12 protein-coding genes are annotated in these 15665 nt (G+C 72.2%); 11 read left to right on the top strand and 1 reads right to left on the bottom strand.

From position 1 onward, the window contains the following. Nucleotides 1-479 precede the first annotated feature (479 nt). The 5 genes from ACH47X_RS18825 (at nt 480) to ACH47X_RS18805 (ending at nt 9411) form a co-directional block, all read left to right on the top strand. Nucleotides 480-1217 carry an enoyl-CoA hydratase/isomerase family protein gene (locus ACH47X_RS18825; RefSeq protein WP_397406050.1) on the top strand — a complete coding sequence of 246 codons (738 nt, stop codon included), beginning with the start codon at nt 480-482 and terminating at the stop codon, nt 1215-1217. Further along, the gene (locus ACH47X_RS18820; protein WP_397406049.1) at nt 1214-2065 is read left to right on the top strand and encodes a 3-hydroxyacyl-CoA dehydrogenase family protein; all 852 of its coding nucleotides are present in this window, start codon (nt 1214-1216) and stop codon (nt 2063-2065) included. The genes ACH47X_RS18825 and ACH47X_RS18820 overlap by 4 nt, the downstream gene beginning before the upstream one ends. A gap of 46 nt (nt 2066-2111) precedes the next feature. Beyond that, the gene (gene paaZ / locus ACH47X_RS18815) at nt 2112-4187 is read left to right on the top strand and encodes a phenylacetic acid degradation bifunctional protein PaaZ (protein ID WP_397406048.1); all 2076 of its coding nucleotides are present in this window, start codon (nt 2112-2114) and stop codon (nt 4185-4187) included. 83 nt (nt 4188-4270) lie between these two features. Continuing rightward, a complete protein-coding gene (locus tag ACH47X_RS18810) occupies nt 4271-6754 on the top strand; it encodes a hypothetical protein (RefSeq protein WP_397406047.1) in 2484 nt (827 codons plus the stop codon). Between the two features lie 284 nt (nt 6755-7038). After that, nucleotides 7039-9411 (top strand): hypothetical protein, encoded by a 2373-nt coding sequence (locus ACH47X_RS18805; RefSeq protein ID WP_397406046.1) that lies wholly within the window; start codon nt 7039-7041, stop codon nt 9409-9411. Here ACH47X_RS18805 and ACH47X_RS18800 read toward each other — a convergent pair. Next, the gene (locus ACH47X_RS18800; RefSeq protein ID WP_397406045.1) at nt 9398-9736 is read right to left on the bottom strand and encodes a DUF192 domain-containing protein; all 339 of its coding nucleotides are present in this window, start codon (nt 9734-9736) and stop codon (nt 9398-9400) included. The two genes, ACH47X_RS18805 and ACH47X_RS18800, sit on opposite strands and share 14 nt — an antisense overlap. Nucleotides 9737-9898: 162 nt before the next feature. Between ACH47X_RS18800 and ACH47X_RS18795 the strand changes: the two genes are divergently transcribed. From ACH47X_RS18795 to ACH47X_RS18770, 6 genes are read left to right on the top strand one after another with little or no spacing between them, the layout of a single operon-like run. Beyond that, nucleotides 9899-10714: a hypothetical protein gene (locus ACH47X_RS18795; RefSeq protein WP_397406044.1), complete on the top strand. Its 816-nt coding sequence runs from the start codon at nt 9899-9901 to the stop codon at nt 10712-10714. Further along, a complete protein-coding gene (gene cpaB, locus ACH47X_RS18790) occupies nt 10711-11415 on the top strand; it encodes a Flp pilus assembly protein CpaB (RefSeq protein WP_397406043.1) in 705 nt (234 codons plus the stop codon). The genes ACH47X_RS18795 and cpaB overlap by 4 nt, the downstream gene beginning before the upstream one ends. A gap of 2 nt (nt 11416-11417) precedes the next feature. Next, nucleotides 11418-13043, top strand: a complete 1626-nt coding sequence (locus ACH47X_RS18785) for a hypothetical protein (RefSeq protein WP_397406042.1) — start codon at nt 11418-11420, stop codon at nt 13041-13043. Between the two features lies 1 nt (nt 13044). Next, nucleotides 13045-13401, top strand: a complete 357-nt coding sequence (locus ACH47X_RS18780) for a TadE/TadG family type IV pilus assembly protein (RefSeq protein ID WP_397406041.1) — start codon at nt 13045-13047, stop codon at nt 13399-13401. Between the two features lie 15 nt (nt 13402-13416). After that, on the top strand, nt 13417-14745 hold the full coding sequence (locus ACH47X_RS18775) for a CpaF family protein (protein WP_397406040.1): 1329 nt from the start codon (nt 13417-13419) through the stop codon (nt 14743-14745). Beyond that, a complete protein-coding gene (locus ACH47X_RS18770; protein ID WP_397406039.1) occupies nt 14742-15665 on the top strand; it encodes a type II secretion system F family protein in 924 nt (307 codons plus the stop codon). Before ACH47X_RS18775 ends, ACH47X_RS18770 begins: the two co-directional genes overlap by 4 nt.

Genomic DNA, 15665 nt, shown 5'->3' with positions numbered 1-15665 from the left:
CACCCTGGATCGAGCACTACAACACTGAACGCATCCACTCCAGCCACGGACGCCCACCCGCAGCCCGAGTGTCACCAACCTGACGGCTCAGTACACCTAGGCCTTCGCCGCGGCCGGCTGTCCTGGCGCGTGGGCCGCTGCCGCTGCCGCTGCCAGCCGACTCCTGGGGTTCTGTTCGGGCCACGATGTTGCATCGTTTCAACGCCGGCCGTGCGGGCAGGAGCTCGTGGTCTGAACAGAACCTCAGGCGGGAACGGCGACGCACGCGCCATGTGCGAGTCGCGAACCAGGCGGTGACGTCCAGGTCAGGGCTTCCGCCGCGGCGGAGCCACCACCCGAGCAGCTCCGACGCGACGGGTGTCGGTCCCCGGGCGGAACCGGTCTTGAACCCGGCGACCGCACATGCGATGCTGCTACAGAACGAACGGTCAGTAAGTAGCGACGACGCTACCCCCGGCACGACCCGAGGTGATGAGGCCATGCCAGCACTGCGGCGCGTGGAGGACCGCGCGGACCGCCTGCACGTGCGCCTGGACCGCCCGGAGGTGCGCAACGCGATCGACCGCGCGATGGTCGACGAGCTGCACGCGGTCTGCGCCGAGCTGGAGGAGCGCCCGCGCCTGCTGCTGCTGTCCGGGACCGAGAAGGTCTTCGCCTCGGGCGCCGACATCGCGGAGCTGCGCGAGCGCGGCCGCGAGGACGCGCTGGCCGGCATCAACTCCCGGCTGTTCGTGCGCATCGCGCGGCTGCCCATGCCGGTGATCGCGGCCGTGGACGGCTGGGCGCTGGGCGGCGGCGCCGAGCTGGCCTACGCCGCCGACTTCCGGCTGGCCGGTGTGAACGCCCGGTTCGGCAACCCCGAGGTGGGCCTCGGCATCATCGCGGCGGCGGGCGCGACCTGGCGTCTCAAGGAGCTCGTGGGTGAGGCCCTCGCGCTCGAGATGCTGCTCGCCGGCCGGGTGCTCGACGCCGCCGAGGCCCTGGCGGCGGGGCTGGTCAGCGCCGTGCACCCGTCGGCCGGACTGGTCGCCGCGGCCGACGCGCTCGCCGACCGTATCGCCGAGCAGGACCCGCTCGCGGTCCGCTACACCAAGCGGGTCTTCCGGGCGCCGCGGGACGCCCACCCCGACGTCGACGACGTCGCGCAGTCCGTGCTGTTCGAGTCGCCGGCCAAGCGCGAGCGGATGACCGCCTTCCTGGAACGGAAGAAGCCATGACGCTGCCGCGGACGGTCGGTGTGGTGGGCGGCGGCCGCATGGGCGTCGGGATCGCGCACGCGTTCCTCCTCGCGGGGGCCACCACCGTCGTCGTCGAGCGGGACGACCAGGCGGCCGCGCGGGCCCGGGCCGGGCTGGAGCGCGCCGTGGCGGCGAGCGTGGAGCGGGGGAGCACCCCGCGGACCGCCCCGGAGCTGCTGGGCCGGGCGCGCGTGACCACCGCCCTGGCCGACGTCGCGGAGGCCGGACTCGTGGTCGAGGCCGTACCCGAGGACCTCGCGACCAAGGTCGACGTCCTGGGCCGTGTCGAGGCGGTGCTGCCGCCGACGGCCTGGCTGGCGACCAACACCTCGTCCCTGTCGGTCGACGCGCTGGCCGGCCACCTGGACCACGCCGAGCGGTTCGTCGGGCTGCACTTCTTCAACCCGGTGCCCGCTTCGGCCCTGGTCGAGATCGTGCGGGGCGCGAGGACCGTGCCGGTCCTGGTCGAGGAGGCGGCCGCCTGGGTGGCCGACCTCGGCAAGGCCTCGATCGTCGTGTCCGACTCGCCGGGCTTCGCGAGCTCCCGGCTGGGCGTCGCGATCGGTCTGGAGGCGATCCGCATGGTCGAGGAGGGCGTGGCCTCGCCCGCCGACATCGACACCGCGATGGTGCGCGGCTACCGGTTCCCGGTGGGCCCGCTGCGGCTGACCGACCTGGTCGGGCTGGACGTGCGGCTCGGCATCGCCGAGCACCTCGAGCGCAAGCTGGGGCCGCGGTTCGCCGTGCCGCCGCTGCTGCGGGAGATGGTCGCGGCGGGCCGGCTGGGGCGCAAGGCCGGCGAGGGGTTCTTCCGGTGGGACGAGTGACATCACCTGAGCACGAGACACGTTCGGACAGTGGAGAGGAAGCGTCATGACCGCGACGGAGACCCCGGTTCGCCAGCTCGACAGCTACGTCCTCGGGGCGTGGCAGCGCCCGCCGTCGGACGGCGACGGGCAGGTGGTGCGCGACGCCGCGACGGGCGAGCCGGTCGTGTCGGTCGCCGCCGGCGGCATCGACCTGGGGGCCGTGGTCGAGTACGGCCGGACGGTGGGCCAGGCGGCGCTCGGCGCGCTGACGTTCCACCAGCGGGCGCTCCTGCTCAAGCGGCTCGCGCAGCACCTGACCGGCGTCAAGGACGGCCTGTACGAGGTGAGCCTGCGCACCGGCGCGACCCGGCGGGACAGCGCGGTCGACATCGACGGCGGCATCGGCGTGCTGTTCACCTACGGGTCCAAGGGGCGTCGGGAGCTGCCCAACGCGCAGGTGCTGGTGGACGGCCCTCCGGAGAACCTGTCGCGCGACGGCTCGTTCGGCGGCCAGCACGTGCGGCTGCGGCGCCCGGGCGTCGCCTTCCAGGTCAACGCCTTCAACTTTCCCGTCTGGGGCATGCTGGAGAAGTTCGCGCCGGCCTTCCTCGCCGGGGTACCGACGATCGTCAAGCCGGCGTCGGCCACGGCCTACCTCGCCGAGGCCGCGGTGCGCGCGATCGTCGACGCGGACCTTCTTCCGGAGGGGTCGCTCCAGCTCGTCAGCGGCCCGGCCCGCGGGTTCCTGGACTTCCTGGACGTGCGCGACGCCGTGGGTTTCACCGGCTCGGCCTCCACGGCGCGCGTGCTCGCGGTCGACGACGCCGTGATCCGCCGGGGCGTGCACCTCACCGCCGAGACGGACTCGCTGAACGCCGCCCTGCTCGGCCCCGACGCGGAGCCCGGGAGCCCGGAGTTCACGGCGTTCGTCGCCTCCGTGGTCACCGAGATGACCGTGAAGGCCGGGCAGAAGTGCACCGCGATCCGGCGGGTGATCGTCCCGGCGGACCGCCAGGACGCCGTGGTCGACGCCGTGCGCGAGCGGATCGCGCAGCGCGTCGTCGTGGGCGACCCGCGGGCCGAGGGCGTCACGATGGGCGCCCTGGCGAGCGCCGCGCAGAAGGAGGAGGTGCTGCGCAGCGTCCGCGAGCTCGTCGCGGGCGGCGGGCAGATCGTGGTCGGTGACCTCGCGGAGCCCGAGGTGGTGCACGCGGACGGCACGCGGGCCCCCGCGCCCGACGGCGCGTTCGTCGCGCCCCTCCTGCTGCGGTTCGATGACGCCGACGCGCCCGCGGTGCACGACGTCGAGGCCTTCGGCCCGGTCGCCTCGGTGATCGGCTACCGCGACCTGGACGACGCCGTCCGGCTGGCGAACCTGGGCGGCGGCTCGCTCGTGGCGACGGTCGCGTCCGCCGACCCCGACGTGGTGCGGCACCTCGTGACCGGGATCGCGCCGCTGCACGGCCGGGTGCTGGTGCTCGACCGGGACGACGCGCGCTCCTCCACCGGCCACGGCTCGCCCGTGCCGCACCTGGTGCACGGCGGCCCGGGCCGCGCCGGCGGGGGCGAGGAGCTGGGTGGCGTCCGCGCCGTCGAGCACTACATGCAGCGCACCGCCGTGCAGGGCACGCCCGCAGCGCTGACCGGGCTGACCGGCCGGTGGCGGGCGGGGGCGCCGTCGCGCACCGACGCGGGGCATCCCTTCCGCCGGTCGCTCGCGGAGCTGCGGATCGGCGACGCCGTCGAGTCGGAACCGCGCGAGGTCACGCTGGACGACATCACGCACTTCGCCGAGTTCACCGGCGACACCTTCTACGCGCACACCGACGAGGAGGCCGCCGCGGCCAACCCGTTCTTCCCCGGGCGCGTGGCCCACGGGTACCTGCTCGTGTCCTTCGCGGCGGGCTTGTTCGTGGATCCGGCTCCAGGCCCGGTGCTGGCGAACTACGGCCTGGAGAACCTGCGGTTCCTGACGCCGGTCTCGCCCGGGGACACGATCCGGGTGCGGCTGACGGCGGCCCAGATCACCCCGCGGGAGGACGAGGAGTACGGCGAGGTGCGCTGGGACGCTGTGCTCACCAACCAGCGCGACGAGCAGGTGGCGACCTACGAGGTGCTGACGCTGGTGGCCAAGGAGTAGGCCCCCGGGCCCAGAGGTTTTTGGGCGCACGGTTGGGCCGCCGGGCCGTCGTCCTCTACCCGGCTGGTCCATACCGTGAATGAATGACCAGTGACGACGAGGTGAACGCCGGCCGTCGCGCAGGGGTGCTCCGTGTTCTGCGTCCCGGACGCGAGGACGGGCAGGCGCTCACCGAGTACGTCGCGGTCATCGGTCTGCTGCTGCTGGTGGTGGGCATCGTGTTCGCCGCGGCCACCCCGGTGGCCGCGGACATCGGCGAGCAGTGGCTGTGCGCGGTGGACCCCATCGTCAAGGAGGAGGGCGCAGACCACTGCGTCGACGACGACGGCGATCCCGGGGAGCCCGAGGACTCGCCGAGCCCGGGGGACGACTACAGCCCGCCGTCGGGCAGCTGCGAGGACGACGTCACCTTCGACTTCGTGGACAAGCCCGACTCCCAGTGGGACACCGCCGTCGTGCAGATCGACTGTGTCTGGTACCCCGGCCCGACCATCTGCTTCTCGGCGAACATGCCGGACGGGCACCTGGACCGGGACACCGAGGACCAGGTGTACCTGGAGGAGGAGATCCAGGACTTCGTCGACTGCGTGCTCGACGGCCGGGGCGGGCCCAAGGACGACCCGGACGACGAGTCGTGCGTGAACACGATGCCGACCAGCGAGGAGATCGACGAGGACGCCCCGCCGAGGGTGCAGGTGGGCTGCCGTGAGTACCCGGTGCCGAAGGGCTGCGAGGCCGAGTGGGCGGCCTACGAGGACGCCGAGCCCGGCAAGGAGCGGGCCGCGCGGTCCGGGGAGCTGGCCAACTGCATCACCGAGAAGTACAAGTCGATGGAGCCGACCTGCGTGGTCCAGGCCACCGGGCACGTGGACAGCTCGGAGATCCAGTTCCTGTTCTTCCGGTGGGGCGACAGCAACGGGACGCTGATCGAGAAGCTGGGCGACGGGCGTATCCGAATCCACATCCTGACCGGGGTGGAGATGGGCGCGGGCGCGAGCGGCAGCGAGGTGGGCGGCTCGCCGGTCAGCTTCGACATCGCCGGCATCACGGGGTACGGGACCGACAAGACGTACGAGTTCACGGACATGACCAAGGCCCAGGAGTGGATCAACTGGTACAAGCGGTACGACATGGCCAAGTCCATCGTCTACAGCGGGGGCGGCCGCAACTGTCCGCCGCCGATGAGCTACTGCCCGCCGCCGCCCGACCACATGCCCGACGTCGGCGACGTGCAGGACCTCCAGGACGAGGAGCCCGAGCACCACGAGCTGGCCGAGGCGGACAGCGACATCAAGAAGGTGAAGCTCAAGGGCGGTCTCAGCCTGACCGGCAAGAACGGGCCGTTCTCCCTGACGGGCAGCGTCGAGGGGGGCTACGAGGGCGAGGTCCAGGTCGAGGACCGGCGCTGGTCCGACGGCAGCCGCACGGCCACGTACACGTCGTCCGACATCGGAGGGTTCCTGATCGGGGCCTCGCTGGGCGGCAAGAAGCCGTTCACCAAGGACAAGGACGGCAAGGAGACCAGCTCCGGCTCGGGCGCCGGCTCGGGCTCGGTGGGCATGGAGTGGAAGGGCACCACCAGCACGACGGCGGCCTGGGACAAGGAGGGCAAGCTCTCCAAGCTGATCATCTCGATGGACGAGCAGGTGATGCGCACGCTGTACAAGGCGGGCATCGACCTCTCGGTGGCGTTGCCGTACGGCTTCGCGGTGAACGGCGGGTACAGCACCTCCGAGGAGGAGGGCACCATCTCCAAGCGCGAGCTGATCATCGACTTCAACCAGTACCCGGAGCTGCGCGAGAAGCTCGGCCCGAAGATCGACGAGGTGTTCCCCCGGGACAAGGAGGGCAACCTGATCAAGGACGACGTCGAGATCGACGGGCAGAACGAGGAGGGCGGCGAGCTGTTCGAGGCCGCCGAGGACTACGCCAACGTGCGCGAGCTGACCTACGACGCGACGCGATCGACCGAGGGCGGCAGCGGCGGCCTGACGTGGCAGGGGCTCGACCTGTTCAAGGTGTCGTTCACCTCGGTGGACGAGGAGCAGATCCTCTCGGAGTCGTCGTTCGAGGTGACCGACGTGGACGGCAACAAGCAGAAGGTCTCGCCGGCGCCGCAGTGCAGGGCCAAGGACTTCGAGCAGCCGCCCGCCTACTACAGCGACGACTTCTCCGACCCGCCCACGCAGATCGGGCAGCAGAGCCACGACATCGGTACCGAGTACGTGGACAACAAGTCACCCAAGTTCACCGAGGGCACCTACCCGGGCACGGACTACGACGGCGACGTCCCGAAGGACCGGGCCGAGCGGGTGCACTCGCTGCTGGACGAGTACTCCGCGGCCTTCCCGGACAAGAACATCCTGGTCGTGAAGGACTTCGGCAACTTCAACTTCAGCGGCCTGTTCGGGTTCGTGCACCTGGCCACGGTCGACGGGATGGACGTCATCGGGATCAACCAGGGCACGGTGAAGAACAAGGGCGACGGCGGCTGGATCAACTGGGGGTTCACGGGCAACTACGACTACGACCCGGACACCAAGACCGTGAAGTTCAAGCAGCCGTGAGCGGCCCGTGTTGCCGGGGGTCGCCGTGGTGGTCGCGGCGGCGACGCCGGTGGCGGCTGACGTCGCGGACCCGATTCGGCGGCAACTACTCGTACGACCAGGACGACAAGACCGTGGAGTCCAAGGAGCCGTGGGCGGGCGGGTGAAACCACCGGCGGTTCTGGGCCCGTGGCCCCACTGCGTGGTGCCGCGGGCCCATGACCTGCGCAGATGGGGTGGATCTGTATCCCCGGAGGACGGCTTGCGGACAGGTGTGGTTCACCGTCCGTCCCTAGTTTGCGGACATGAGCAGTCGGGATCGCGAGGCCGGGCAGGCACTGACGGAGTACGTCGCGGTCATCGGTCTGCTGCTGCTGGTGGTGGGCATCGTGCTGGCGGCGGCGAGCCCGGTGGCGGCGGACGTCAGCGAGCAGTGGCTGTGTGCCGTCGACCCGATCGTCAAGGAGGAAGGGCAGGAGTGCGCCGGTGAGGACACGGGGGGTGGTGGCGGTGGTGGCGGCGGAGGGGGCGACTACCCGCCGCCCACGGGTGACTGCGACGAGGACGTCACGTTCGACCACGTCGACCGCGCCGACAAGCCCGAGGACACCGCGGTCGTCCAGATCGGCTGCACCTGGTACCCCGTGCCGACGTCGTGCGACGAGAAGCGGCCGGACGGGCTCGAGGACGGCCGGTACCGGGCCGAGGACCTGCGGGAGTACGTCGACTGCATCACGACCGGCCGGGGCGGCCCCCAGGACGACCCGAACGACGAGTCGTGCGCCAACGCACTGCCCACCAGCGAGGAGATCGACGAGGGCGCCCCGCCGCGCGTCCAGGTCGGCTGCCGGGACTACCCCGTGCCCAAGGGCTGCGAGAAGGAGTGGCAGGCCTATCTCGATGCCGAGCCCGGCAAGGAGCGCGCCGCGCGCTCGGGCGAGCTGGCCAACTGCATCACGACCCGGTACACCACCATGGCGCCGCCCTGCGTGGTCGAGACGACCGGGCACGTGGAGAGCGAGAACGTCCAGTTCCTGTTCTTCCGGTGGGGCAACAGCAACGGGACGCTCATCGAGAAGCTCGGCGACGGTCGCATCCGCATCCACGTGCTGCGGGGCGTGGAGATGGGCGCCGGCGTGAGCGGCAGCGACGTGGGCGGCTCGCTGATCAGCTTCGACGTGGCGGGGATCACGGGATACGCGAAGGACAAGACCTACGAGTTCACCGACATGCAGGCGGCCCAGAAGTGGATCGACTGGTACAAGAAGTATGACGACGTCAACGGCAAGCAGAACAGCTGCTCGGGGGCGATGGTCCAGTGGACCGGCGGGTGCGGCAGGAACCCGTACGTCGAGGAGGCCGAGAACCTGCGTGACGAGGAGCCCGAGCACCACGAGCTCGCCGAGGCCGACAGCGACATCAAGAAGGTCAAGCTCAAGGGCGGCCTGAAGTGGGGTCCGAAGACCGGTGACATCGCGCTCAAGGGCATGGTCGAGGGCGGCTACGAGGGCGAGGTGCAGGTCGAGGACCGGCGCTGGTCCGACGGCAGCCGGCAGGCGACCTACACGTCGTCCGACATCGGCGGGTTCCTCATCGGCGCCGAGCTGTCCGGCAAGCAGCCGTTCACCAAGGACAGCAACGGCGCGGTCAAGGGCAAGGGGCAGGTCGGTGCCGAGTGGCGCGGCACCACGAGCACGTCGGTGCTGTGGAACAAGGACGGCGAGCTGTCCCGGCTGATCATCTCCATGGACGACCAGGTGTTGCGCACGCTCTACAAGGCGGGCGTCGACGTCGACGTGGTGCTGCCGTACGGCTTCAAGGTGACCGGCGGGTACAGCTCGACGGGCGAGTCGGGCACGCTTTCCAAGCGCGAGATGATCATCGACTTCAACCAGTATCCCGAGCTGCGCGAGGTGCTCGGCCCGACGATCGACGAGCTCTTCCCGCGGGACCGGGAGGGCAACCTCATCAAGGGCGACGTCGAGATCGACGGTGCGGACCAGGACGGCGGCACGCTGTACGAGGCGGCGGAGGACTACGCCAACGTGCGCGAGCTGACCTACGACGTCGACAAGGTCACCGGCAGCGGCGGGGCCGGGCTCAAGTGGCAGGGCCTGGACCTGTTCAAGGTCGAGTGGACGACGGTCGACGAGAACCGGACGCTGTCGGAGTCCTCGTTCGAGGTCACCGACGTCAACGGCGACAAGCAGACCATGACCCCGGCACCCCAGTGCCGCGCCAAGGACTTCGTCGCGCCCCCGGAGTACTACAGCGACGACTTCTCCGACCCGCCCACCAGCAAGCTCGACTCCCGCCACGACGTCGGTGCGCAGTACGTCGACAACGAGACCCCGAAGTTCACCGAGGGTACATACCCGGGCACGGACTACGACGGCGACGTGCCCGGCGACCGCGCCGAGCGGGTCCGCTCCCTGCTGGACGAGTACGGCAAGGCCTTCCCCGACAAGAACATCCTGGTCGTCAAGGACTTCGAGAACTTCGCCTTCAGCAGCCTGTTCGGGTTCGTGCATCTGGCCACCGTCGACGGCATGGACGTCATCGCCCTCAACTCCGGCACCGTCAAGAACAAGGGCGACGGCGGCTGGATCAACTGGGGCTTCAGCGGCAGCTACGACTACGACCCCGACACCAAGATCGTGAAGTTCAAGCAGAGATGAACGCCAGCCTGCTGCCCGCCCGCAGCCCCCAGCGCTCGAAGCTCCCGGTGGGGGCCTCGAGCACCTGGGTCACGCCCCGGCGGGGGCGGGTCACGGCCCAGGGGCGCAGCACCTGGGCGTGCACCACCTCGCCGTCCGTCGAGAGCAGGGCCACGTCGAGCGGCACGCGCATCCACGCGCCGTGCACCGACGAGCAGGGCCGCAGCAGCAGGGCCTCGGGCAGCACGCGGCGGAACAGCAGGCCGCGGGCGCGGGTCAGGGCGGTGTCGGCGACCTCGACGGCGGCCACGGGCCGGTCGTCCACCAGGAGCTGGTTCGAGTTCACGACCAGGAGCGTATCGCGCTCATATGAGCGTCCACATACGGGAAAACGCTCAGAAGTGAAATTCATCCGTCCCAGATATATACGTATATGAGCAAAATCAGTACAGTCCGTGGTGCACCCGTGGTTGTCAGCGGGTGCTTGTGTCGATTGTGAGGGGGCACCGTGCAGGTCATTGCGATCGGCGGTCCGGGGGGAACGCACCGGGGGGTCGGCCGGGCGCAGCGCGCGCTGGGGGACGTCGTGGAGGCCGTCGCCCGGCTCTCCGCGGACGACGTGGTGCTGGCCACCCGTGACGACGCCGCCTGGCGGGTGGCCCGCTCCGCCCGCCTGGTGCTCGGTCCCGAACGGCTCGGCGTGCTGCACGTCGAGGCCCCCGTCACCGCGTGGGCGGTCATGCTGGCGGGCCTCGCCTCGCCGGGCCTGACGGCGTCGTCCGCCCGGGTGGTGGCCGACGAGGTGCTCTCGCGCACCAGCACGCGGGTGCTGCTCTCCAGCGTGGCCTCGTTGCACCGCCCGACGCCGACGTTCCGCCAGCACGCGGGCAGCTACCTGCCGCGCACGGCGTTCGTGGTGGACCCGGGGCGCGGCTCGAAGCCCGGCTCGGTGCGCCGCTTCCGCGGCAGCCTCGGGGTGCCCGACGGCGGCGCGCTGCTGGTCGCGGCCCGGTCCGCGCGGCCCGTCGTGCCGGACGACGCCGGCGACCTGCTGCCCCGGGAGCCTGACACCGAGCTGGCCGGCGCCGAGGCGGGCTGGTCCGCCGCGCGCTGGCTGGAGGTGTCGACCATCGCCGGCTCGCTGGAGACGGCCGTGGCGAGCGCGCTCGCCGGGTCCTACCTCTGGGGTGCCTGCGACACGTGCGGCCGGGCCGTGGCCCAGAGCTGCATCTTCTGCGACATCGCGGAGCGTCGGGCCCGCGTCGAGACCAGGGCCGGCGCGCAGACCGGCCCGCAGACCGAGACACAGGGAGTGATCAGTTGAACCCGCGTCAGCGCCGGGGAGTGTTCTTCCTCGTCGTCACCTCGATCCTGGCGGTCGCCGTGTTCGTCGGCGTCCTCTACTACGTGCGCACCGTGAGCTCCCAGGTGGGGCCGATGGTGACGGTGCTCCAGCTCAACCGTTCGGTCGACGCCCTGGAGCCCGTCGACGAGGACATGCTGGACCGCGTCCGGGTGCCGGAGCGCTGGGTCCCGGACACGGCCGTGCGCAGCGCGGACGACGCCGACGGCCTCGTGGCCGCCACCTCGTTCGACAAGGGCTCGCTGCTGCAGTCCGGGATGCTGATCGAGCGACCGGGCGTGCAGCCGGGGTTCCGCGAGGTCGCGATCATCGTGGACGCCGAGACCGGCGTAGCCGGCAAGGTCGAGCCCGGCGACCACGTGGACATCATCGCCACGATGGAGGGCGCCAAGGACGAGAAGCCGGTCTCGCGGGTCTGGGTGTCCAACGTGCTGGTCCTGGAGGTCGGCATCCCGCGCACGGTCGAGGCCTCGGACAGCCTGGAGATGCGCAGCGGGCTGCCGGTGACGTTCGCGCTGAGCACCGAGGACGCGCTGACCCTGGCCTACGTCGAGTCCTTCTCCGTGAAGATGCGCCTGGCCCTGCGCGGCGCGGGCGACGAGGACATGCTCCCCGAGCAGCAGCGCGTGTACGACGGCGCGATCCCGAAGTCGGAGGGCTGAGCATGGTCACCAAGGTGCTGCTCGCGACGCCGGCGCACGAGGTCCGGGACCACCTCGGCCACATCTTCGCGGAGTCCGACGGCTTCGAGCTCGCGGCCGCGGTGTCCGACGGCGCGGGCGTGCTCACGGCGCTCGACCGGCAGCCGGACATCGAGATCGTGGTGGTGGACGAGGCCGCGGACGACGGGCACGGGCACGCCGTGGCCCGCAGCGTCGGCCTGGCCACGCCGCTGACCGGCATCGTCATGGTCGTGGACGCGCACGGCCCCGCCGAGATGAGCCGGGCGATGGCGGCCGCGATGGAGGTCGGCGCGCGCTCGGTGATCGCCCGGAACGCGGGCCTGGAGGAGGTGCTGACCCGGCTGGAGGCGGTGGCGTCCTGGTCGGCGATGGCGCGGGCCTCGATCGCCGCCGAGCGCAACGGCGGCCGCAGCGGGCAGGTCGTCGCGATCGCCGGGGCCAAGGGCGGCGTCGGGACCTCGGTGCTGTCCCTGCTCCTGGCGCGCGCCGGGCGCACGAACGACACCCTCCTGGTGGACCTCGACCTCGGGGCCGGCGACCTCACCGCCTACACCGGGGTGCGGACCCGCCGCTCGGTGGTGGACCTGGCCGCGGTCGAGGGCGAGGTCACCGGGCGGATGCTGCGCGAGACCACCTACGAGGTGCCCGGCGGCCTGCGGCTGCTGCCCGCCCCGGCCGAGGGTGAGCGGGCCGAGGCGATGACCCCGGCGGCGGTCCGCTCCATCGTGAGCGCCCTGCGGTTCGAGTCCGGCCTGGCCGTGATCGACGTCGGCGCCCACCTGGACGAGCCGCGGGCCACGGCCCTGGAGTTCGCGGACCGCGTGCTCCTGGTGACCACCCCGGACCTGCCGTCCCTGCGCGCCGCGCGGCGCAGCCTGGCGCAGTGGGACCGGCTGGCGGTCCGGCGCCCGGCGACGGTCGAGCTGGTGCTCAACCGGCGGACCCCGCGCGACGAGGTGACGCCCGCCCTGGTGGAGCGCATCGTGGAGCGCCCCATCGCGTTCACGGTGCCCGACGGCGGCACCGCGTTCGCGGGCGCGGTCAACACGGCCACGCTGCTGGAGACGCCCACGCCGGTGCACACCGCCGTGGCGGAGGTCGGGGTCGCGGCGATCCGCCCCCAGGCGGCCGCCGCGCGCGAGGGCACGCCGGACGGACCCACCGAGGTCGAGTCGCTGGTCGCGGGCTCGGACCGGCGGGCAGGCAAGCAGCGGGGGCGGCGCAGGGGCGCCGACCCGGAGGCCGGTCAGGCCACCGCCGAGCTGCCGGTGGTCATCCTGATGGTGCTCATGGTCGTGCTGCTGTGCGTGCAGGGCATCGGGTGGGCCTCCGGCCTGCTCGCCGCGCGGGCCGCCGCCCAGGAGGGGGCCCGCACGGTCGGTGTGCTCGGGTACTACGACGCGCTGGGCCAGCCCCGGGACGACGTCGTCGACCAGGTGCGCGACGACGTGCGCGAGCAGCTCCCGGGCTCGTTCCGCGCCGCCGTCGGCGACTCCGACATCGAGGTGTCGCCGCAGGAGGTCAGCGTGCGCGTGACCGTCTCGACGATCCTGCCGGGCGTGGACCTGTCCGCGTCGTCGTCGGCCGCCGTCTACCGGGAGGGCTGAGATGGTCGCGGGCACACGGCGCGAACGGGGGCAGGCGACCGTCGAGCTCGTCGGCGTCGTGTTCGCGATGGTGCTGGTGGCGCTGCTGGCGATCCAGGGGATCACCGTGGCGCAGACGGCGTCGATCGCGCAGGAGGCCGCCCGCAACGGCGCCCGGGCCCTGAGCCTCGGCGGGAACGCGCACGCCGAGGCGGAGCGTGCGGTCCCGGACGGGCTGACCGTCCGCGACATCCAGGTCGCCGTCGAGGACGGCACGGCGCGCGTGCGGGTCACGGTCACGGCGCCGCTCGGGCTGGCGGGCATGAAGGTGGTCGACGTCGCGCTGACCCGCACCGCCGCGTTCCCGGTGGACGGCTGAGGGGGAAGGAAAGACATGGCACTGCGCGACCGGCTGGCCGCCGACGAGCGGCACGACGAGGACAACGACCTCGCCAAGGTGTACCGCGAGCGGCTGCTCGAGGAGATCGACGTCGACGAGCTCGCCCGGCTCTCGCCCGCCCAGCGGCGGGTGCGGCTGGAGCGGGTGCTGTCCCGGCTGCTCTCGGTGGACGGGCCCGTGCTGTCCGCGCGCGAGCGCGGCGCCCTGGTGCAGCGGATCACCGACGACGCGCTCGGCCTGGGCGTGCTGGAGCCGCTCCTGGCGGACGAGTCCATCACCGAGATCATGGTCAACGGCCCGGACGACGTGTTCGTGGAGCGCTACGGCAAGGTCGAGCGCGTGCCCGCCCGGTTCGCGTCGGCGGAGCAGCTCTACCAGACCATCGACCGGATCGTGTCGCAGGTGAACCGCCGCGTGGACGAGTCCTCGCCGATGGTCGACGCGCGCCTGCCCAGCGGGGAGCGCGTCAACGTGATCATCCCGCCGCTGGCCCTGGACGGGCCCACGCTGACCATCCGCCGGTTCCCGACGCCGTACCGGATGGGCGAGCTCGTGGACCGGGGCACCCTGGACGTGACGACCGCGAGCCTGCTCGCCGCATGTGTCCGGGCGCGGCTCAACATCGTGGTCTCGGGCGGCACCGGCTCCGGCAAGACGACGTTCCTCAACGCGCTGTCCGGCCTCATCCCGGACCACGAGCGCATCGTCACGATCGAGGACGCCGCCGAGCTCTCCCTGCAGCAGGGGCACGTGGTGCGGCTCGAGTCCCGGCCGGCGAACGTCGAGGGGCGCGGCGCCGTCGCCATCCGCGACCTGGTGCGCAACGCCCTGCGCATGCGGCCCGACCGGATCATCGTCGGCGAGGTGCGCGGCGGCGAGACGCTCGACATGCTCCAGGCGATGAACACCGGCCACGACGGCTCGGTGGCCACGGTGCACGCCAACACGGCGCGCGACGCGCTGGGCCGCCTGGAGACGCTGGCCTCGATGAGTGAGCTCGACCTGCCCTCGGCGACCCTGCGGGACCAGATCAACTCGGCGATCGACCTGGTGGTGCACCTGGAGCGCGCGCAGGACGGCTCCCGGCGAGTGCTCGAGGTGCAGGCCGTGACCTCCCGGCGGCGCGAGGAGTACGCGCTGACGCCGCTGATGCGGTTCGTCGCCGAGCCGCTGGGCCCCGACCGCACGGTGGCCGGCCGGTTCGTGCCCGAGCCCGTGCCCGACGACCTGCTGGAACGGCTGCACCGGGCGGGCGAGACGGTGCTGACCGCGTCGGCTCCCGCCGGGCCCGGCGAGCCCGTCGCCGCCGGAGGTGCGTCGTGACCGTCCTGCTGATCGCAGCGGGTCTGCTGGTGACCCTGCTGATGGCCGCCGCCACCGTGGCGACGCTCGTCAGCAACGCCGAGACCGAGCGGCGCATGGTCGAGACCGCGGACCTCGACCAGCTCGCCGGGGTCTCCGTGTTCACGCGCGTCGACGAGCGGCTGGCCCGCCGGCGCTGGGGCCAGCGCCTCGTGGCGCTGCTCGCCGGCGCGGGCCTGCCCGCCTGGTCACCGTCCCTGTTCCTGACGGCCGCCTGCGCCGGGGCCGTCCTGGGGGGCCTGGCCGTGCTGCCCCTGTTCGGCTGGGCCACGGCGGCGCTCGCGGTGCTGCTGGTCGCGATCGGCGCCCAGCGCTGGCTGGACCGGCGGCGCAAGCAGCGCGTGGACCGGTTCGTGGCGCAGCTCCCGGAGCTGGCGCGGCTGCTGGCGAACGGCGCCTCGGCGGGACTGGCCGTGCGCCGCTCGCTGGAGATGGCGGCCGAGGAGATGTCCGAGCCGGCGGCGTCCGAGGTGGCGCAGGTCAGCGCGGAGATGGCGGTGGGCCGGTCCATGCGGGATGCGCTGTCCGGGCTGAGCGAGCGGCTGCCGTCCCGGGAGCTGTCGGTGCTGGTGCAGACGCTGACCATCCAGGGCCGCTCGGGCGGCGAGCTGGTCACGGCGCTGGGTGGTATCGGGCAGACGCTGGAGGAGCGGCGCCGCCTGCGCCGCGAGGTGGTGACGTCCACGATGGGCGCCCAGTTCTCGGGGTACACGGTGATCTTCCTGGCGTTCGGCGCGGTGGCGCTGATGAACGCGTTCAGCCCCGGCGTGGTGGACGTGATGATCACGAACCTGGCGGGCCAGGTGGTGCTCCTGGTCGCGACCGGCCTGTTCGTCGTCGGCTACCTGGTGGTCCGGCGGCTGTCGCGGGTGGAGGTGTGA

This window comes from Promicromonospora kroppenstedtii (assembly GCF_044389675.1).
Taxonomy (GTDB): Bacteria; Actinomycetota; Actinomycetes; order Actinomycetales; family Cellulomonadaceae; genus Promicromonospora; species Promicromonospora kroppenstedtii.
The sequence above is the reverse complement of the archived record's forward strand: the minus strand, read 5'-3'. Positions and strand labels throughout refer to the sequence as shown.